General features: G+C 70.1%; 13 protein-coding genes and 1 pseudogene. 6 read left to right on the forward strand and 8 right to left on the reverse strand.

Features of this window, described 5'->3' with window-relative positions; genetic code table 11:
• Nucleotides 1–90: 90 nt before the first annotated feature.
• Complete coding sequence (locus AB0442_RS11005; RefSeq protein ID WP_366162149.1) at nucleotides 91–1,755, reverse strand: alkaline phosphatase D family protein; 1,665 nt, start codon at nucleotides 1,753–1,755, stop codon at nucleotides 91–93.
• 277 nt (nucleotides 1,756–2,032) lie between these two features.
• On the opposite strand from AB0442_RS11005, the gene AB0442_RS11010 reads away from it, so the two are divergent.
• The 3 genes from AB0442_RS11010 to AB0442_RS11020 all read left to right on the forward strand — a co-directional run bounded on the left by AB0442_RS11010 (nucleotide 2,033) and on the right by AB0442_RS11020 (nucleotide 5,503).
• The gene (locus tag AB0442_RS11010) at nucleotides 2,033–4,348 is read left to right on the forward strand and encodes a collagenase (protein ID WP_366162151.1); all 2,316 of its coding nucleotides are present in this window, start codon (nucleotides 2,033–2,035) and stop codon (nucleotides 4,346–4,348) included.
• Between the two features lie 148 nt (nucleotides 4,349–4,496).
• Nucleotides 4,497–5,081 carry a dienelactone hydrolase family protein gene (locus AB0442_RS11015; RefSeq protein ID WP_366162152.1) on the forward strand — a complete coding sequence of 195 codons (585 nt, stop codon included), beginning with the start codon at nucleotides 4,497–4,499 and terminating at the stop codon, nucleotides 5,079–5,081.
• Nucleotides 5,082–5,083: 2 nt separating this feature from the next.
• Nucleotides 5,084–5,503 carry a DUF3052 domain-containing protein gene (locus AB0442_RS11020; RefSeq protein WP_366162153.1) on the forward strand — a complete coding sequence of 140 codons (420 nt, stop codon included), beginning with the start codon at nucleotides 5,084–5,086 and terminating at the stop codon, nucleotides 5,501–5,503.
• Nucleotides 5,504–5,518: 15 nt separating this feature from the next.
• On the opposite strand, the pseudogene AB0442_RS11025 reads toward AB0442_RS11020, so the two are convergent.
• The 3 genes and pseudogenes from AB0442_RS11025 to AB0442_RS11035 all read right to left on the reverse strand — a co-directional run.
• Nucleotides 5,519–5,695 (reverse strand): annotated as a pseudogene (locus tag AB0442_RS11025) (DUF2252 domain-containing protein); the annotation flags it as partial.
• Between the two features lie 183 nt (nucleotides 5,696–5,878).
• Entirely contained in the window at nucleotides 5,879–6,142 is a 264-nt protein-coding gene (locus AB0442_RS11030; protein ID WP_366162155.1) for a hypothetical protein, read from the reverse strand.
• Nucleotides 6,142–10,215, reverse strand: a complete 4,074-nt coding sequence (locus AB0442_RS11035) for a polymorphic toxin-type HINT domain-containing protein (protein WP_366162157.1) — start codon at nucleotides 10,213–10,215, stop codon at nucleotides 6,142–6,144. Before AB0442_RS11035 ends, AB0442_RS11030 begins: the two co-directional genes overlap by 1 nt.
• A gap of 307 nt (nucleotides 10,216–10,522) precedes the next feature.
• Here AB0442_RS11035 and AB0442_RS11040 point away from each other — a divergent pair, with 307 nt between their 5' ends.
• A complete protein-coding gene (locus AB0442_RS11040; RefSeq protein ID WP_366162159.1) occupies nucleotides 10,523–11,050 on the forward strand; it encodes a hypothetical protein in 528 nt (175 codons plus the stop codon).
• A 95-nt stretch (nucleotides 11,051–11,145) separates the two neighbouring features.
• Complete coding sequence (locus AB0442_RS11045; RefSeq protein WP_366162161.1) at nucleotides 11,146–13,068, forward strand: trypsin-like serine protease; 1,923 nt, start codon at nucleotides 11,146–11,148, stop codon at nucleotides 13,066–13,068.
• Nucleotides 13,069–13,154: 86 nt separating this feature from the next.
• Here the strand turns inward: AB0442_RS11045 and AB0442_RS11050 are convergent, their stop codons facing one another.
• A complete protein-coding gene (locus tag AB0442_RS11050) occupies nucleotides 13,155–14,492 on the reverse strand; it encodes a DUF2252 domain-containing protein (RefSeq protein WP_366162163.1) in 1,338 nt (445 codons plus the stop codon).
• 77 nt (nucleotides 14,493–14,569) lie between these two features.
• Nucleotides 14,570–15,160 carry a hypothetical protein gene (locus AB0442_RS11055; protein WP_366162164.1) on the reverse strand — a complete coding sequence of 197 codons (591 nt, stop codon included), beginning with the start codon at nucleotides 15,158–15,160 and terminating at the stop codon, nucleotides 14,570–14,572.
• Nucleotides 15,161–15,456: 296 nt separating this feature from the next.
• Between AB0442_RS11055 and dnaE the strand changes: the two genes are divergently transcribed.
• Nucleotides 15,457–18,990, forward strand: coding sequence for a DNA polymerase III subunit alpha (dnaE, locus tag AB0442_RS11060; RefSeq protein ID WP_366162165.1), 3,534 nt, complete (start codon nucleotides 15,457–15,459; stop codon nucleotides 18,988–18,990).
• Between the two features lie 51 nt (nucleotides 18,991–19,041).
• Here the strand turns inward: dnaE and AB0442_RS11065 are convergent, their stop codons facing one another.
• The gene (locus AB0442_RS11065) at nucleotides 19,042–19,887 is read right to left on the reverse strand and encodes an RDD family protein (RefSeq protein ID WP_366162167.1); all 846 of its coding nucleotides are present in this window, start codon (nucleotides 19,885–19,887) and stop codon (nucleotides 19,042–19,044) included.
• Nucleotides 19,888–20,010: 123 nt separating this feature from the next.
• Nucleotides 20,011–20,457 carry a type II toxin-antitoxin system PemK/MazF family toxin gene (locus AB0442_RS11070; protein WP_344623974.1) on the reverse strand — a complete coding sequence of 149 codons (447 nt, stop codon included), beginning with the start codon at nucleotides 20,455–20,457 and terminating at the stop codon, nucleotides 20,011–20,013.
• Nucleotide 20,458: the final 1 nt, after the last annotated feature.

Genomic DNA, 20,458 nt, shown 5'->3' on the forward strand with positions numbered 1-20,458 from the left:
CGCGCGCGCCCTGACGCGACCGGCCGGGCGCCGCGGTCGGTGCCGGGTGCCCGCCCGCGGCCTCTCCTGCCGCGGGCGGGCACGCCGACGTCACTTGACGGGGGACCAGACCCGTTCGACCTGCTGGGTACCGGTGCGGGTGCGGTAGGAGCGGGTCCACTTGGTGGTGGCGTCGCGCCGGGTGCGGTCGGAGAGGACGTAGTAGTCCATCTGCACGGCCTGCGGGGTGATGTCGAGGACGCCGTAGCCGTGCGAGTCGAGGTCGACCCACTTGATGTGGCGGTTGGCCGCCTGGATGGCGGCGGCCGCGACCAGCGAGAGGGTCTGCGGGGCGACCTTGAGGTAGTCGTCGATGTTGTCGGAGCTGACCGAGGTGACGACGAACTCGGTGGCGACGCTGCCCGAGGCCGGGTAGGTGGCGGCTTCGCTCGGGACGTCCGCGGCCCACGCGGAGTGGATGTCGCCGGTGAGGAAGACGGTGTTGCCGATGCCGTTGTTCTTCAGGTGGCCGAGGAGCTCGCGGCGGTCGTGGGTGTAGCCGTCCCACTGGTCCGGGTTGATCGCGAGGCCCTCGCCGGGCAGGCCGAGCAGCTTGGCGATCGGCCGCAGCAAGTAGTCCGGCAGCGAGAGGAAGGCGACGGGGGAGATCATCACCTCGTTGCCGATGAGCCGCCAGGTAGTGTCGGAGGCGGAGAGGCCGGACTTCAGCCAGTCGAGCTGGGCGCGGCCGGTCATGGTGCGGTCGGCGGAGTCGACGTCGCCGCTGCCGACCTTGACCTGCTGGGAGCGGAACGACCGCAGGTCGAGCAGGTGCAGGTCGGCGAGCTTGCCGTAGCGCAGCCGGCGGTAGGTGGTGCCGGCGACCGACGGGCGGACGGGCATCCACTCGAAGTAGGCCTGCTTGGCGGCGGCCATCCGCGCGGACCAGTCGCCCTCGGTGCCGGGGGTGTGGTTCTCGGCGCCGCCGGACCACGCGTCGTTGGCGAACTCGTGGTCGTCCCAGATGGCGACGGTCGGCACGATCGCGTGCAGGCCCTGCAGGTCCGGGTCGGTCTTGTACGTGCCGTGACGGGTGCGGTAGTCGGCGAGGGTGGTGATCTCGTGCGCGGGGTCGTGCGGGCGGACGACCTTGCCGGCGGCGCAGAACTCGCCGGTCTTGTACTCGTAGATGTAGTCGCCGAGGAAGAGGAAGACGTTGAGGTCGCCGCGGGCGGCGAGGTGGCGGTACGCGGAGAAGTAGCCGGCCTCCCAGTTGGCGCAGGAGGCGACGCCGAGCCGCAGCCGGTCGAGGGCGGCGTCGGCGGCGGGTGCGGTGCGGGTGCGGCCGACGGGGGAGGGGACCCCGCCCGCGGTGAACCGGTACCAGTAGACGGTGTCGGCGGTCAGACCGCGGACGTCCACCTTGACGGTGTGGTCGGTGGCGGCGGCGGTGGTGACCGTGCCGCTGGCGCGCACCGAGGTGAAGGACTTGTCGGTGGCGATCTGCCACACGACCTCGGTGGCCGGGCCGGCGCCGGAGCCGGGGACGGCGTCCGGGGTGGGCGTCACTCTCGTCCAGAGCACGACGCCGTCGGCGAGCGGGTCGCCTGAGGCGACGCCGTGCAGGAACTGCGGAGCGGTGGCGGCGGTGGCCGGCGCGGTGCCCGCGGCGATCGGCAGGACGGCGGCACCGGCGGTGAGGGCGGCGGCCTTCAGCACGCGGCGGCGGCGCGGCCGGGCGACGGCGGGGGACACGGAGTCGGTGGTCTCTGTCACAGCGTCAGAGGCTACTGGCTAGTAATCAGATGTCCATACTTTGGGACGACTATTCCCTGACTCTTCATGTCCACGCCGCTTCGCCGCAGCTCAGGCCCAACCGGGAGTCTGCGAAGCGAACTTGAGCCTGCGTGAGGACTTCCCATGCCATGTGACGCGTGCAATTGTACATGTCACACCTTCACGGACAGCGGAGCCGTGCGGACCGCTCCGCCCTGCCCGTCACCGTCAACGGCCGCCCCCACGCGGCCGATTCACCCGGCCCGGAGGCCCCCACGTGCACACCTCCCGGATACCCTCACCCCTGCGCGCCCTGCGACGGCTCGCCCTCGCCCTCGTCTGCTGCCTGACGCTCGGTCTGCTGCTCTCCACCCCGAGCCAGGCCGCCCCGAGCACCCCGCAGCACCCCGGCACCACCAACCGCACCGACACCACCGGCCGCACCGGCCCCGCCCCGAGCCCGGCCACCGTCCAGCAGCCCAGGACGGCGCTCGCCCCCGCCGAGGCCGCCCACACCCGTCCCGCCGAACGGGCCCCCCAGCCCGCCTACGACGCCGCCGCCACCCGGCGGGACAAGCCCCGCACCGCCGACTCCCGTGCCGCCGACTCCCGTGCCGTCGCGCCCCGCACCGCGGCCGCCGCCTGCTCGGTCGGCGACTTCACCGGCCGCACCGGCGCCGCCCTCGTCCAGGCCGTGAAGGCCGCCGACACCGGCTGCATCAACACCCTGTTCACCCTCACCGGCACGGACGCCCGCGGCGCCTTCCGCGAGGCCCAGATGGTCTCCGTCGCCGACGCCCTGCGGGACGTCTCCACCACCTACCCCGGCGACAACAGCACCTCCGCCGCCCAACTGGTGCTCTACCTGCGGGCCGGCTACTACGTGCAGTGGTACCACTCCGGCGACGTCGGCAGCTACGGCACCGCCCTGCAGGGCTCGATCCGCGCCGCCCTCGACGCCTTCTTCGCCGCCCCGCACTCCCGCGACGTCACCGACGCCAACGGCCAGACCCTCTCCGAGGCCGTCACCCTGATCGACAGCTCCGGCGAGAACGCCCGCTACCTCGCCGTCGTCCGGCGCCTGCTCACCGACTACGACACCCGCTACGACGCCTCCTGGTGGATGCTCAACGCCGTCAACAACACCTTCACGGTGCTCTGGCGCGGCCACCAGTCACCCGACTTCGTCGCCGCCGTCGCCGCCGACCACGGCGTCCTCGACACCCTCGGCGCCTTCGCGACCGCCCACCTCGGGATGCTCGGCGGCGACCGCGGCTACCTCGTCTCGAACGCCGGCCGGGAACTCGCCCGCTTCCTCCAGCACCCCGAACTCCAGACCGCCGTCCGCCCGCTGGTCAAGGACCTGCTCGGCCGCACCACGATGACCGGCCCCACCGCCCAACTCTGGGTCGGCCTCGCCGAGATGGCCGCCGAGTACGACGCCGCCCAGTGCGCCTACTACGGCACCTGCGACCTCGCGAACCGGCTGAAGGCCGCCGTCCTCACCGTCACCCGCACCTGCAGCCCGAGCATCCGCATCCTCGCCCAGCAGATGACGGCCGACCAGCTCACCGCCACCTGCACCAGCCTCGCCGGCCAGGACGCCTACGTGCACGGCATCGTCCGCGACAACGGCCCCGTCGCCGGCGACCGCAACACCACCATCGAGGTCGTCGTCTTCCACTCCAGCACCGACTACCGCACCTACGCCGGAGCCGTCTACGGCATCAGCACCGACAACGGCGGCATGTACCTGGAGGGCGACCCCTCCGCCGCCGGCAACCAGCCCCGGTTCATCGCCCACGAGGCCGAGTGGCTGCGCCCCGACTTCCAGATCTGGAACCTCAACCACGAGTACACCCACTACCTCGACGGCCGGTTCGACATGTACGGCGACTTCGCGGCCGGCACCGCCACCCCGACCATCTGGTGGGTGGAGGGCTTCGCCGAGTACGTCTCCTACTCCTACCGCGGGGCCACCTACACCGACGCCCTCACCCAGGCCGGCAAGCACACCTACCGGCTCAGCACCCTCTTCGACACCACCTACGACAACGCCGACTCCACCCGCGTCTACAACTGGGGCTACCTGGCCGTCCGCTACATGATCGAAACGCACCGCGCCGACGTCGACACCCTGCTCGCCCGCTACCGCACCGGCGACTGGGCCGGCGCCCGCACCCTGCTCACCGGCACCATCGGCACCCGCTACGACGCCGACTTCGACCGCTGGCTCGGCACCTGCACCCCCACCGGCTGCGGCCGCCCCGAGTGCACCGACCCCGACACCCGCCGCCTGGAGCCGGGCTGCCGCCGCAGCAACCTCGCCTCGCCCACCGGTGACCACCGCTACCTCTACCTGTGGGTCCCCGCCGGCACCGCCCGCCTCACCGTCACCAGCGGCGGCGGCACCGGCGACGCCGACCTCTACTACAGCACCACCAACTGGGCCACCAACACCGCCTACACCGTGAAGTCGGCCGGCACCGGCAACGCCGAGACGCTCACCGTGACCAATCCGCCCGCCGGTTGGAACTTCGTCAGCCTGTACGCCAAGCAGGGCTTCGACGGGGTCTGGGTCGAGACCTCCTGACACCCGCTGTTGCCGGCGCCCGCTCTCTCCGGCGCCCGGGCCCGGCCCGCCGCACCCCGGCGGGCCGGGCCCGCCCTTTGCCGGCGCCGTGGGGGATCATGGGAGATCGCACGTCCCGAGCACGCCTCCCAGCACGCAGGAGCACCCCGTGGCCCAGATCGTCCTCTTCCACTCCGCCTACGGACTCCGCCCGGCCGTCCACGCCGCGGCCGACCGGCTCCGCGCCGCCGGACACCAGGTGCACACCCCCGACCTGTACGACGGCCGGGTCTTCGACACCGTCGAGGACGGCATGGCGTACAAGGACGAGGTCACCACCGACGAACTGCTGCGCCGCGCCGTCCACGCCGCCGCCCCGCTGCTCGGCCAGGGCGGGCCCGGCCTGGTCTACGCCGGCCTCTCGCTCGGTGCGGCCCTGGCCCAGAACCTCGCCCTCGCCGACACCAACGCGGCCGGTCTGCTCCTGCTGCACGGCACCTCGGACATCCGCGACGACGCCGCCACCTCCGTCGCCGTCCAGCTGCACGTCGCCGAGCCCGACCCGTTCGAGCCGGAGGACTGGCTGAACGCCTGGTACCTGCGGATGACCAAGGCCGGCGCCGACGTCGAGGTCCACCGCTACCGCGGCGCCGGCCACATCTACACCGACCCCGAGCTCCCCGACTACGACGAGGAGGCCGCCGAACGCACCTGGGCGACGGTGCTGGCGTTCCTCGCGGAGCTGGACGGCTGACCGTGCCCGCCGCGGCCGGCCACTCGGGCACCCCGCTCGCCCGCAAGCTCGGCATCAGGGCGGGCCACATCCTGCTGCTCGCCGACGCCCCCGAGGGCTTCACGATCCCCGGTCTCCCGGACGGCCTGCTGGTCCAGCGCCGTCCGGACCGGGCGGCCCCCTTCGACACCGCCCTCTGGTTCCCCGCCGACCGGGCGGACCTCACCGCCCGCCTCGTCGAGCTGCGGGCCGCCATGCGCCCGGCCGCAGGGCTGTGGATCGCCTGGCCCAGGCGGGCCTCCGGCGTGCCCACGGATTTGACCGAGGACGTCCTGCGCGAGGTCGCCCTGCCGACCGGTCTGGTCGACACCAAGGTGTGCGCGGTCGACGGGACGTACTCGGGCCTGCGGTTCGTCGTCCGCAGGGAGCTGCGGACGGCCTGACAAGCAGCGCGCCGCTCAGAGCCCCGGGATGCGGCCGTTGCGGAAGAGGTCGACGAAGAGTTGGTGGTCGCGGCGGGGGTGGTCGCCGTACGCGTGGGTGAAGTGGACGAGCATCTCGGTGAGGCCGTCCTCGTCGGCGGCGATCGCCTTGTCGATGGCCTGCTCGGCGGAGAACGGGACGAGGCTGTGGCCGCCCTATGGGGGCGATTGCCAAGGTCTTGCTGTCGACCGCTCCCTAGTGCGCTCCGGGTGCCCGAAAGCGTTGACGGGCCCGCCAAGCGCAGAACCCGTCGGCTGACGTTGCCGTCGGCGCGGCCTTCAATGTAGCCAGAAGGCCCGCCGGATCCGATTCTGGCGGGCCTTCTTTGCGCCTGTCTATGCGCTCAGAAATTCGTCAATCCACTCCCACTCGCCTGGCCGCGAGCGAAGCTCGCTAATTCCGTACTCCAGGCAATCGTCGAGACTGTGAGAGTCGGTGTGAACGGTACCCTTCTCGCCCATTCCCGGGCCGGACATAACTATCGTCCAGGGCTTTCCGCCGCTCGCCATCCTCTCGTGGTCCACCTTGAGGATTATGGTAATGCCGACGCTTCCCAGGCGCTCCATGAATCGCTCGATGTTTATCCCGTAGTCACTCATTAGAATCCTCGCAACATCTTCGCGATCTCGCCGACGTCCATGGTGTGACCGGCTTCCCGTGAGTCCGCTACTCTGCCCACGACCACCCAAATCTGCTCGCTTGATGGCCCGCTCATGATGTTATTGCGGTCCATTAGCTTCTGCACAACTGTGACAGCGGTTCGCTTATTTCCATTGTTGAACATGTGGCTGCCGGCAATGTCTCTGATTAGAACGGCGGACTTCTCCCAGAAGCTGCCGTATCGATCTGCGTTAATTAGGGCATTCTCGGGAGATCCGTTCATTAGCCGATCCCCGCCGAAGCTTAGGTTGATTTCCGAAATTTCGTCTGGCGTCACCCCGACCTTGAAGCCGCCGAGGCCGCCACACGCATTATGCACGAGCACTGGCGTATTGCCTGCCAGCACATAGTACGTGTGGACGGAGTTTACCGTGAGGTTGTACGCCGGAGTGAGGGATTTCCAGTGTCGAACAGTCGATATCTTGACTGATTGACCCGAGGAGGTTTGGACTGAGTCGCCGGCCATGAGGTCGGCAGCGTCCATCCAAGCATGCCGGCTCGGGGCCCAGAAGGGGTGGTGGTCGGTAGAAGTGATCTTCTGCTGGGATCCGTCCAGGGATACAACGGTGATCTCAGTGAAATCTCGATCGTCTGGAGTGGAAATCGTGGCGTTGACTCGCCGGGCACTGTTCGCGCCGCTCTCAGGGTCTCCCGCCAGGACGAGATCGCCGACCTGTACCTTCTGGATGTCGAAAGCTGAGCCGTCCGCCATCAGCACTCGGGTGCCTGCCGGGAAGCTGTTCTTCGTGAGGCAGCCAGGGGCCAGGCTGCTGTATCGTCGGTCTCGGTTCAGCTGCTTAAGAAGGTCGAGACCCTTTTCGCCCCACTTCTCGAACTTGACAGCCGAGGCGAGATATCCCTCGAACGGGATAGCGCTGGCGCAGGAGAGGCCCGCATCGACATAGTTGCGCTCAAGGCCATAAATCGCACAGTTGACCAGGTCTGCGGGTTCGCCGACTCCCGGGACAAGTCCGATTACGTCGAGCAGCAGATGGATCCCATCGAGCCAGGAGAAACGGGTCTCCAACTCCCCGAGGGACTTTGCGCGCCACTCCGCGAGCATCTGGTCGAATTGCTTCTCCCACTCGAGATCGTCCATGTAGGCGTTGAATGCCTTGTCGCTGGCGATGAGCTCCTCTCGGGAGGCCTCCTGCTGGCTCTTGCCAGCGGCCTCTGCGGATGCCCTCGCCTCGATTGCCGCCTTGCCGGCCTGATCAGCGAAACTGCGTGCCGCCACCGCGAGGGTGGAAGCCCAGCTGGCAGAGGCGGTCGCCGACCGAGCGGCCCGCTGAGCCCGCCCCTCGGATTCCCGGGCGCTCTTGGCGTAGCCAGCTGCCTTGGCTGCGGAGTCTGCTGCCCGGACAGCTGCAGCCTTGGCATCGTTGGCGGCCTTCGTCGCCTCCGCGGCCGAGTTCTGGGCCTGGGTGGCCCAGTTGTTGGCTTCTGCCGCGGCGTTCCTGGCGAGGGCGGCGAGCCGAGCGGCTTCCGCTGCGTTCTGCTGGGCGGTGGCTGCAGTGCCGGTCGACTGGGCGATGATCTGATCGATCGCTGCATCGTGCCTGGCGGTCAGCTCGTCCTTCTGTCGCGCCTTCTGCTGGCCCGTGGTCAGGAACGCTCGCAGAGCCTCCTTCGGACCCTCGAACGCAATACGAGCCGCGGCCTTGACCTCGGCGGTGCCGCTGCTGACGGCCTGGGTGACGAGAACGCGGTCGTCAGTCTCCTGCGCCCGGCCGAGCCCCGTGGTCAGGAAGTCGACCAGAGCCGTGCTACTGCCATCGTTGATCGCGGCCTGACCTGCCTGCTTAACGCCGGGGCCGCCGTCGTTGATCGCCTGCACGACGCGCACGCGCAAGTCGGTTGCCTGAGCGTCGTACTGACCCTTGACGATGAAGGCATGCACCGTCGCACCGTCGCCCTGGAGCGCGGCCTTGGCGGCAGTGGCCAGGGGAGTGGGCTTGGCATCCGGGTCATCCTCGACCTCGCTGTCCCGGATCATCTGCTTGATCCGGGCACGCTCGTCGCGCTCGGCAGCGAGTGCCCAACCGGAACGGGCGTAGTCGACTACGGCAGCATCCGGCTGAGCGAGCGCGAACTCGGCAGCGGACTGGCTGAACGGGCCGCGGGTCTTCATCGCTGCCAGCGCCATCTGCCGGCCCTTCGGCGCGATCTGGGCTTCGGTGGCGCCGGGTGCCGCAGCTTCTGCCGCTAGCTTGGCAGCGTCGGCATCCAGTTGCTTGGCATCGGCGATCGCCTTCCGGACCGTGGCCTCTTTCTCCTCCGAGGCTGCGCGGAGGTCCCGGGCCTGTTCGATGCCCTCGTTGGTCCGGGCGTTCAGTTCCTCCTGCTCCATCTCGTCGGTGAGCTTGCGGATCGACTCCTGCTTCTTGACCGCTGCGGTCGCAGCGTCCGCCGCGACCTTGGCGGCGTCCGCCTGCGCCTTTGCGCGATCTGCTGCAGCAGAGGCCTCGCCGGCGTGCAACGCCGCCTCGTCGGCGGCCTTGGCCGCCGCCTTGAGATGGACCAGGGCGGAGTCCGCGAGGTCTGCTGCTTCGCCGGCGGCCGTCGCGGCCTGCGCGGCGAACCGCTGTGCGGCCGCGCACGCCTGGGACGCCGCCGCTGCGTGACGGCGTGCCGCAGCCGCCGCTGCACGGGCCTCGGCGGCGGTGCCGCTCGCCTGGTCGGCGTAGTTTGCTGACGCCTCCGCAGACGCTGCTGCCGCCTCTACCTGGTCCTTGGCGTCGTTCAGAGCGTGGAGGGCCACACCCGCAGCGTCCGAAGCCTCCTTGGCGTGTCGCGACCACGTGGTGCGGAAGTCACCGCCCTGTTCGAAGGTCGCTATCAGGGCATTGGCGCGCTTGGCGGCATCCTTGGCGGCATTCGCCTGCTTGGCGTCCGTCGCGGCGAACGCGGCCGCGTTCAGCGCCTTGACGGCTTCCTGCAGCGCACCGGCTGCTGCCACGTTGGTCTGCGACGCCGCGTTCGCCGCCACCCGGGCGGACGCCATGGCGGCCCGGGCTGCGCTCGCCGCCGTCTGGGCGGCCTGCCCGGCACGTCGCGTTGCCTCCGCGGCGCGGGCTGCGGCAGCCGTTGCCTTGACGGCGTCGCTCTTGGCTGCGGCGGTCTCCTCGGCAGCCTTGGCTGCGGCGGCCCTGGCCATGTTGGCCGCGTCGATCGCGCGGGCCGCCTCGTCCTTGGTCTTGGCGAGGGCGACGTCGACCTGGGTGTTGGCCTCGGCGACCTGGTCCGCGAGCTGTTGGATGCTCGCGTACTCCGCGTCCCGACCCTGCGCCACGTACTTGCCCACGTCGAGGAAGTCGCGGATGTCCTCCGGCGAGCCGTTGAAGGCTGCCTGGCCCGCCTCCCTGCTGGCGGGGCCGCCTGCGCTGATCGCCTGGACCACGGCCACGCGGTCGTCCTGCTCACGCAGGCGGTAGCGGTCCTCCTGAAGGAATTTCAGAACGGCGGCGGGATCGCCGTTGTTCAGAGCCTTCTGACCGGCCTCCCGCACACCTCGGCCGCCGGCCGTGACCTCCTGGACGACCGCGACGCGGTCGTCCTGCTCCTGCAGGGGTTTCCAACCGCCGTTCAGGAAGGCCGCCAGAGCGGTGTTATCGCCGTCCAGCGACTTCTGCACCGCGTTCTTCGCGGCCTCACGCACGGCACGGCCGCCGATGCTGACGATCTGGAGCGCGAGTTGGCGGTCGTCCACCTCTTGGGCTGCCGCCCTGCCCTTGGCGAGGAAGTCACTGACGGCATCGTTGTTGCCGAGCAGGGCGGCTTCGGCCGCGGACTTGACCGCGGGACCCCCCGACTTCCAATAGCCGATCACCTTGGCGCGATCGGTGGGCGGAAGACCCGCAGCGGCCTGAGGCGGCGCCTCGTCGGCAGCAGCCGGCACAGCGACCACCGAACCACTCAACAGCACCAGCGGAAGCAGGCCGCGACTCAGCAGCAGCAGGCCGCTTCGAAGTGTTCCCCCGCCGACACGTGTCCGAATTATGCCCGGACTCACCGACATCCCCTTTCCGGGACTCGTGCTCAACAAAACGGCGCGAGCCTACAGGGGAGTGGCGACGGAAAACCTACCGCAGGAGCTGCGGGTACGAGAAATGGAATGCCGCGCTCGATGTCCGTGACGTAGTGTCACCAGCGGTGCAGCGGGCGGACCCTGTCGGCAGGATGTCCGAGGACGCCACTAGAGTAGCCGCGGTCTCGTCCTGCTTCTGCCGTCGGGGCAGAAGGATTCGGCACGCCCCGACTTGAGTCCCGGATGCGTGTCCGCTTTGGCATGCATTTAGGCGAGATTAATGTGCCAGTCAATGTTTGAGAGGTTTTCCATGGCCTTCCGTAAAGGGCGGTGGGTGCTGGCCGCGGCTGCCGTAGTCGCATCGGCCGCAGCCGTGTTCGGCACGTCGGCGGTCGCGACCGCCGACACCGCGCCGCCGGCACCCGATAACGCCGCCGCTCCGTTCGCAGTCGAGGACTGGGCCTACCCGGGTGCTGACGAGGTCCTGCAGAGCAAGGGCATCACGCTCACGAAGGGTGACGGGCGGATCAACCTGGTGGAGTGCACCGCGGGCCACCAGATCGAGGTCTACACCCGTGAGACGCACGCGGACGGGCGTGACCGCTTCTGCTTCGCCGCGGCGGAGTCGACCGGATTCCTGACCATGTCGATCCCCGACGTCTACGCGGTGCAGACCACCAACGACCGTGCGCTCAACGCCAGTGTGACCGCGGACGGTGAGACCAAGACCGTGGCGGTTCCCAAGGGCTGGCTCGTCGGAGTGGGCGAGGGCAGCAAGGGCGGCGCGGCCGTCCTGCTCGAACTCCGCGTCACCGCGTAGCGGTCGCTTCCGCACCTGCCGCCGAGGCGGTGTGCGTGCCGGGTGGGCACATGGCCCGCAGATGTTCTCCTCCTACGTGAAACTGGTTAACCATCATGCTTTCAGAGCGCCTCAAGAAGGCGTGGCTGACCGGCGCCGTCACGACGGCCGTTGCCGCCGGCCTCCTGGCGGTGGGCGGCTCGACCGTCGCCACCGCCGACGACACGGATCCCAATCCGGTGATGTCTCCGTCGACCGAGTACTCCTTCACCGCGAGGCTCGACATCGGTGGCGGCAAGCGCAGTTGCTCGGGCGCGGTGATCGACAAGTCCTGGGTGCTCACGGCAGCCAGCTGCTTCGTCGACAACCCGGCCGCGGGCATCGACCTGGCGCCCGGTGCGCCGAAGGACACCACGGTCGTGACGATCCCGTCGCTGGCCTACAAGGCGGGCGAGCCGATACCGACGTACACGGTCGCCGAGCTCGTTCCCCGGACGGACCGCGACCTGGTCCTGGCCCGTCTCAACGCACCGGTCCAGGGCCTGTCCAAGGTCCTCGACATCGGTGCCGGCGTTCCGAAGAAGGGCGACGCGGTGACGGTGGCCGGATACGGCCGTACCCGCACCGAGTGGGCGGCCAAGCTGCACGCCAACACCTTCACGGTGGGTACGGTGGGCGCGACCGGCATCGACCTGGCCGCACCCTCGGGCAGCAATGCCGTCATCTGCAAGGGCGACACGGGCGGTCCGGCCGTGCGGAGCGTCGACCTGACCCCGGACGCCGCGGTCGGCCAGCACCGCTACCGCTACGAGTTGGTGGCCGTCAACAGCCGCTCCTGGCAGAACGGTTGCCTCGGCTCCAAGGAGACGGAGCACAGCGGCGCCTACGACACCCGCGTCGACGACCTCGCCACGTGGCTGCAGGACAAGGCCGGCATCTACCCGGCGTCCGGCTACACCCCCGTCACCCCCACCCGTGTGATGGACACCCGTTCGGCCGGCGGCCGCACCTGGGCCCCGGTGGCGGGGCAGGGCGGTAACGAGAAGGTGCTGAACCTCGGTCCGGACAGCACCGGCCCGTTCAAGCTGCCGCAGGGCGCCAGCGCGGTGGTCCTCAACGTGACGGTCGTGAACCCGTCGACCGCCGGCTTCGTCGCGGTCGAGCCGAACGACAAGGCCAAGCCCACCACCTCGTCGGTCAACTTCGCCGCGGGCCAGACCGTCGCGAACCTGGTGACCGCGCCGGTCGGCGCGGACGGCAAGGTCTACCTGTGGACGACCACCAGCGACTTCGACGCGATCGTCGACGTCGCCGGCTACTACAGCCCGACCTCGCCGAACAAGTACGCCCCGCAGACTCCGGTCCGCCTGCTGGACACCCGCTCGGCGGGCGGCCCGCTCGGTCCGGGTGCCACCAAGGACGTCCAGATCACGGGCCAGAACGGCATCCCGGCCGACGCCACCGCGGCCGTCGTGACGCTGACGGCCGTCCAGCCCACCGCGGGCGGCTTCTTCATCGCGCACCCGGCCGGCGCGGCCCGCCCGAGCACCTCGAACGTCAACTTCACGCCCGGCGCGATCATCTCCAACCAGGCCATCGTGCCGATCGGCGCCGGCGGCAGGATCAGCCTGTTCAACTCGGGTGGCAACACCAACGCGATCGTGGACCTCGTCGGCTACTACAGCCCCGGCGCCACCGAGCTGTTCCACCCGGTGAGCCCGAGCCGTCTGCTGGACACCCGGCAGAACAACGGTGCGCCGCTCGCCTACGGGCAGGTCACGACCATCGGCAACCTGCCGGCCACCGCGGACGCCGTGGTGGTGAACGCCACCACCACCGGCAGTGACGCCGACGGGTTCTTCACCCTCTTCGCGCACGGCACCACGCGCCCGACGTCCAGTTCGCTGAACTTCTCGGCGGGCCAGAACCTCTCGGTCCACGCCACGGTCGCCACCGGTGAGAAGCAGATCGACCTGTACAACCACGCCACGCACAGCCACGCCATCGTGGACCTGACGGGCTACTTCGCCAAGTACTGATCCGGCGGCGGAACACCGGAGGGCCCGGTGGCCCGGCACGGGAAACCGTGCCGGGCCCCGGGCCCTCGGCATGACGCGGGTGGGACCTACAGCCCCGGGATGCGGCCGTTGCGGAAGAGGTCGACGAAGAGCTGGTGGTCGCGGCGGGCGCGGTCGCCGTAGGCGTGGGCGAAGTCGACGAGCATCTCGGTGAAGCCGTCCTCGTCGGCGGCGATCGCCTTGTCGATGGCGTGCTCGGTGGAGAACGGGACGAGGCTGTGGCCGCTGGAGGACTCGTCGGCGGCGGCGTGCATGGTGGCGGTGGCCCGGCCGAGGTACTCGGTGACGGTGCGCAGGTCGTCCGGCTCGTTGAGGTCCGTCCAGTCGAGGTCGGCCGCGTACGGGGAGACCTCGGCGACGAGCTGGCCGCGGCCGTGCAGGGTGGTGTACCCGAGCCACGGGTCGCTGTGGTCCTGCAGGGCGCGCTGCGAGATGACGGTGCGGTGGCCCTCGTGCTCGAAGTAGCCGCGGATCGCGGGGTCGGTGACGTGCCGGGAGACGGCCGGCGTCTGCCCCTGCTTCATGTAGATGATCACGTCGTTCTCGAGGGCGTCGGTGTGGCCCTCCAGCAGCAGGTTGTACGAGGGCAGGCCGGCGCTGCCGATGCCGATGCCGCGGCGGCCGCAGACGTCCTTGACGCGCAGCGCGTCGGGGCGGGTGCGGGAGGCGGGCGGCAGGGTCTCCAGGTAGCGCTCGAAGGAGGCCAGCACCTCGGTGCGGGTGACCGCGTCCAGCTGGAAGGCGCCGCCGCCGATCCGGAACCGGCGGTCCCAGCCCTCGACGACGGTCTCCGCGTCGAGCAGTTCGACGCGGGTCTGCAGCCGGGCGCGGCGCAGCGTGTCGAGGATGGGGCCGTCCGCGGTGTCCAGGGTGAACTGGGCGGCGTCGCCGTTGCCGGCCAGCGCGGCGATCTGGCCGCGGTAGGCGGCGGCGAAGGCGCGCACCAGGCCGCTGATGGTGTCGTCGGAGAGCGCCTTGGCGTAGCCGATCAGGGCGAGGCTGGCGGCGAGCCGCTGGACGTCCCAGGTGAAGGCGCCGACGTAGGCCTCGTCGAAGTCGTTGACGTTGAAGACGAGCCTGCCCTCGGCGTTGAGGTAGGTGCCGAAGTTCTCGGCGTGCAGGTCGCCGTGGATCCAGACCCGGCCGGTGCGCTCGTCGAGGAAGCGGGCGCCGTACTCCCGGTACGGGTCGGTGGTGAGGTCGGCGTAGAAGAGCGCGGCGGTGCCCCGGTAGAAGGCGAAGGCCGAGGCGGCCATCTTGCGGAACTTCACCCGGAACGCGGCCGGGTCCTGCGCCAGCAGCTCCCCGAACGCGGAGTCGAAGACCCGCAGGACGGTTTCCGCGCGCTCCGGCTCGCGGTCGGCGACGGTGGGCTGGTCGGGCATGGGCCTTCCAATCGGTGCGGTCTGTCGGTGGTGCCGTCCGGTCCGCGGGGGAAGGACGCGCGGCGGGCGGCCGCGGTTCAGGCGTTCGGCGGCGCGGGCGGCGCCGACGGGGGACCGGGCGGCGTCGTCGGCGGTATCGGCGGGTGGGCCTGGCGCTGCGCGGGGACGTACGGGTGGAAGGCTACCGGGGCGGGGGCGGCCGGGGCGGCCGGGCGCGTCGCGCCGACGACCGCGGCGACGGCGATCGCGATGCCCACCGTGAGCAGCAGGGTCATGTTCAGCCACAGGTGGCTGACCGGCTCGGCGAAGGTCCGCCGCGAGGCCGAGTAGACCACCTGGTTCAGGATCTGGCCGAGGGCGGCGAAGCCGGTCACCGAGGTCAGCGCGACGGCCGCCGGGCGGACCCAGCGGCCGCCCATGAAGGCGCCGACCGCCAGGGCGGCCAGGGCCGCGCAGTAGCCGGTGTCGTAGGCGAAGAAGCCGACCGGCGCGTCGACGTAGTCCGCGTAGGAGATGCCCAGGGCGGTCAGCAGGTAGCCGGGGCCCTTCTGCGCGATGTCGTAGGCGAGCACGCCGAGCTCGGAGGCCAGCTGGACGAGCGCCAGCACGCCGATCGCGGTCAGCCCTCCGCCTCGCGCCCGCTGCTGCACCACCGGGCCGAATGCCATGGAACCCCTCCTCGCACGTCAGTGCGCCAGAGGCTATCGGCGTGAACGGCCGGGCCGGAACCCCGGGTCTCCTTCCGTGACCCGGTGACCGCCGAACGCGACCTGCCGGCGCCCGGGAAGTGAGGGGAACGAAGCGGGGAACCGAGGAGCATTCGTGCCGTGTCCCGGGGCGGGTGCGACGGGGGACTAGACTCGGTGCCGCGACGCGGAAGCCGTGGTCCGGGCCCTGAGGGTGGCTCGGGCCTTACCTGTTTCGCGCCCGGTTCCGATCATGCCGAGACTCCGGAGGCCCCGCCTTGAGCGACCAGCCGTACGCGCACCTGCACGTCCACACCGAGTACTCGATGCTGGACGGCGCCGCCCGGCTGAAGCAGCTCTTCAAGGAGGTCGAGCGGCTCGGGCAGACCCACGTCGCGATGACCGACCACGGCAACATGTACGGCGCCGCGGAGTTCCACAAGCAGGCCACCGCCGCCGGCATCACCCCGGTGATCGGCATCGAGGCGTACGTCGCCCCGGACTCCCGCTCCAACACCAAGCGCATCCTGTGGGGCCAGCCGCACCAGAAGAAGGACGACGTCTCGGCGTCCGGCGCCTACACCCACAAGACCATCTGGGCCCGCAACAAGGAGGGCCTGCACAACCTCTTCAAGCTGACCTCGCGCTCCTACGCCGAGGGCTGGCTGGTGAAGTGGCCCCGGATGGACAAGGAGATCATCGCCGAGCACGCGGCCGGCCTGATGGCCACCACCGGCTGCCCCTCCGGCGAGGTGCAGACCCGGCTGCGCCTCGGCCAGTTCGACGAGGCGGTGAAGTCCGCCGCGGACTACCAGGACATCTTCGGCAAGGAGAACTACTTCCTGGAGCTGATGGACCACGGACTCGACATCGAGCAGCGGGTCCGCGACGGCCTCCTGGAGATCTCCAAGAAGCTGAACATCCCGCCGGTGGTCACCAACGACTCGCACTACACCACCGAGGGCGACGCCGGCGCGCACGACCTACTGCTGTGCGTGCAGACCGGCAAGAACCTCTCCGACCCGGACCGCTTCCGCTTCGACGGCACCGGCTACTACATCAAGTCGGCCGCCGAGATGTACGGCCTGGACAGCTCCGACGCCTGGCAGGAGGGCTGCCGCAACAGCCAGCTGCTGGTCGCCTCCCGCGTCGACACCGCCGGCATGTTCGAGTTCAAGAACCTGATGCCGCGCTTCCCCATCCCGGAGGGCTTCGAGTCCGAGGCGGACTTCTTCAAGTCCAAGGTCTGGGAGGGCATGGACTGGCGCTTCCCGGGCGGCTACGACGAGGAGCACAAGAAGCTCGCCGAGTACGAGATGGACACCATCATCCAGATGGGGTTCCCGGCGTACTTCCTCGTGGTCGCCGACTTCATCATGTGGGCGAAGAGCCAGGGCATCGCGGTCGGCCCGGGCCGTGGTTCGGCCGCCGGCTCGCTGGTCGCCTACGCCATGGGCATCACCGACCTCGACCCGATCCCGCACGGCCTGATCTTCGAGCGCTTCCTCAACCCCGAGCGCATCTCCATGCCCGACGTCGACATCGACTTCGACGAGCGCCGGCGCGGCGACGTGATCCGCTACGTGACGGAGAAGTGGGGATCCGACAAGGTCGCCATGATCGTCACGTACGGCACCATCAAGGCGAAGGCCGCCATCAAGGACTCCTCGCGCGTCCTCGGCTACCCGTACGCGATGGGCGACCGGATCACCAAGGCGATGCCGCCGGACGTCATGGGCAAGGGCATCCCGCTCTCCGGCATCACCGACCCCTCGCACCCCCGCTACAGCGAGGCCGGCGAGATCCGCGGGCTGTACGAGACCGACCCGGACGTCCGCAAGGTCATCGACACCGCCCGCGGCATCGAGGGACTGATCCGCCAGCCCGGCGTGCACGCCGCAGGCGTCATCATGTCCGCCGAGCCGCTCACCGACCACATCCCGGTCTGGACCCGGCACACCGACGGCGTCACCATCACGCAGTTCGACTACCCCACCTGCGAGGGCCTCGGCCTTCTCAAGATGGACTTCCTCGGCCTGCGCAACCTGACGATCATGGACGACGCCGTCAAGGCGATCGAGAAGAACAAGGGCATCAAGATCAACCTGCTTGATCTGCCCCTCGACGACAAGCCGACCTACGAACTCCTCGCCCGCGGCGACACGCTCGGCGTCTTCCAGCTCGACGGCGGCCCCATGCGCTCGCTGCTGCGCCTGATGAAGCCCGACAACTTCGAGGACATCTCCGCCGTCCTCGCGCTGTACCGACCCGGTCCGATGGGCGTCAACTCGCACACCAACTACGCGCTGCGCAAGAACGGCCAGCAGGAGATCACCCCGATCCACCCGGAGCTGGAGGAGCCCCTCAAGGAGATCCTCGAGCCCACCTACGGCCTGATCGTCTACCAGGAGCAGGTCCAGAAGGCCGCGCAGATCCTCGCCGGCTACTCGCTCGGCCAGGCCGACCTGCTGCGCCGCGCCATGGGCAAGAAGAAGAAGGAGATCCTGGAGGCGGAGTTCGTCCCCTTCCAGAAGGGCTGCCGCGAGCACGGCTACTCCGACGCCGCGATCCAGGCCGTGTGGGACGTCCTCGTCCCCTTCTCCGGCTACGCGTTCAACAAGGCGCACACCGCCGGCTACGGGCTGGTCTCCTACTGGACGGCCTACCTCAAGGCCAACTACCCGGCCGAGTACATGTCCGGCCTGCTCACCTCGGTCAAGGACGACAAGGACAAGTCCGCGGTCTACCTCAACGAGGCCCGCAAGATGGGCATCAGCGTCCTGCCGCCGGACGTCAACGAGTCCGACGCCGACTTCACCCCGCACGGCAACGACACCGTCCGCTTCGGCCTCACCGCCATCCGCAACGTCGGCGGCCCGGTCGTCGAGTCGATGATCCGCACCCGTAAGTCCAAGGGGAAGTTCGCCTCCTTCCCGGACTTCCTGGACAAGGTCGAGTCGGTGGTCTGCAACAAGCGGACGGTCGAATCCCTCATCAAGGCCGGCGCGTTCGACTCCCTCGGGCACACCCGCAAGGGCCTCACCGCGCAGTTCGAGCCGATGATCGACAACGTGGTCGGCGTCAAGCGCAAGGAGGCCGAGGGCCAGTTCGACCTCTTCGGCGGCGACTCCGTCTCCGACGAACCGAGCTTCGGCCTCGACGTGGTCTTCTCCGAGGAGGAGTGGGACAAGTCCTTCCTGCTCACCCAGGAGCGGGAGATGCTCGGCCTCTACGTCTCCTCGCACCCGCTGCACGGCATCGAGCACGTCCTCGCCGACAAGGCCGACTGCGCCGTCGCCGACCTCGCCGAGCGCCCGGACGGTGCCATCGTCACCATCGGCGGCATCATCTCCGGCCTCCAGCGGAAGATGACCAAGCAGGGCAACGCCTGGGCGATCGCCACCGTCGAGGACCTCGCCGGTTCCATCGACTGCATGTTCTTCCCCGCCAGCTACCAGCTGGTCTCCTCGCAACTCGTCGAGGACGCCGTGGTGTTCGTCCGCGGCAAGCTCGACAAGCGGGAGGACGTGCCGCGGCTGATGGGCATGGAGCTGTCCGTCCCGGACCTCTCCAACGCGCACGCCGAGGCGCCGATCGTCATCAACATCCCCAGCGGCCGGATCACCCCGCCGCTGGTCGCCCGCCTCGGCGAGGTCCTCACCCACCACAAGGGCACCACCGAGGTCCGCCTGCGGCTGGAGGGACGGAACAAGACCACCGTCCTGCGGCTGGACCGGCACCGGGTGAAGTCCGACCCGGCCCTCTTCGGCGACCTCAAGCAACTCCTCGGCCCCAGCTGCCTGGCGGTCTGAGAGGCCCGCCCGGGGCGCGGGGAACTGCGCCCCCGGGCGGTGGTGGGCCCGTCAGCCCTCCTTGACCACCACGGTCCGCACGGCCTTGTCGTGCAGGCACTGCTGCAGCGGTCTGTCCCACAGCTGCCACGCCGCGTCGAGCATCTCGAACAGCCATCCGATGCAGTACACGGCGCCGGGCACGGTGGCGACGGCCGAGCGTCCCCAGAGGGCGCTGTCGGTCGGCCGGCCGCCGGTCGCGGCGTCCACCACGCGCAGCCTCATCGCCTTCTTGCCGACCGTCTGGCCGTGCTGGGTGACCATCAGCGCCGCTTCGTACGCGAAGGCCAGCAGGCCGACGAAGAGGTTCCCGAGCCACTCCCCGAGCAGGGCGTAGAGGATGACGGCCGGGATCAGCTGGATCGCGAGGTCGATCAGGCGGGCCACCAGGCGCTCCCCGGGCGGGGCCAGGACACGGCTCCCCGGCGCCTGCGGCACGCCGGGCGGGCCGGCCGGGGTGAGCCAGTGCGGCAGCACCTGCGGCGGCTGCCCGTACCCCGGCGCACCGTATCCGGGGGTGCCGTACCCCGGCGCACCGTATCCGGGGGTGCCGTACCCCGGCGCACCGTACCCGGGGGTGCCGTACCCCGGCGCACCGTACCCGGGGGTGCCGTACCCCGGCGCACCGTACCCGGGGGTGCCCTGTCCCGGGATGCCGTGGCCGGGTGCGCCGTACCCGGGGTCGGTGCTTCCGGGCTGCGCGTAACCGCCGGGCCCGTAGCCGGGCGGTCCGGGCGGGGGAGGGGGCGGCGCACCGTAGCCGGGGGCGGGCGGCGGCTGTTGGCCGGCCTGCTGCGCGTAGGGGTTCTGCTGAGGGTCCGTCGGATACCCGTATCCCGACGGGTGGTTGGTGCTCACGTGTGCGGGCTCCCGGTGATAGGTCGTACGCCTGTTGTACCGAGGACGACCGGGAGCGGGTGCGTGGATCGGTGAATCGTTACCGGTGGGGGCGGCACCCGGGCGCCCCCACCGGTGCGTGGTTCAGCGCCAGCGGTAGCGGCGGCGGAGGCTGTCGACGACCAGGTTGAAGCGGGCCCGGTCCAGGGCGCAGGCCTCGCGCCGCATGCCGCCGTCCCACACCCGCATCACGCGGTCCAGCGCCACCCAGGAGTCCCGGCCGGACTTGTCCCACGGGCCGGAGCCGATCGGCACCCAGTCCCGGTCCCCGTCGTGGCCCTTGCTGGAGAGCATGACGGCCAGCAGGCTGCCGCCCTCCTCGCGGGCCACCACCAGCACCGGCCGGTCCTTGCCGCGGCCGTCCCGCTCCTCGTAGGGCACCCACGTCCACACGATCTCGCCCGGGTCCGGGTCGCCGTCGTGCCGTGGGGAGTACTCGGTGCGGACGGGTCCCACCTCGTACGCCTCGACCTCGACCGTCGCCCCGGGGCCGTAGCGGCCGGGCACGTCCTCGTTGATCAGCTCTGCCATG

This window comes from Kitasatospora sp. NPDC085895 (genome assembly GCF_040702125.1).
GTDB classification, from domain to species: domain Bacteria; phylum Actinomycetota; class Actinomycetes; order Streptomycetales; family Streptomycetaceae; genus Kitasatospora; species Kitasatospora arboriphila.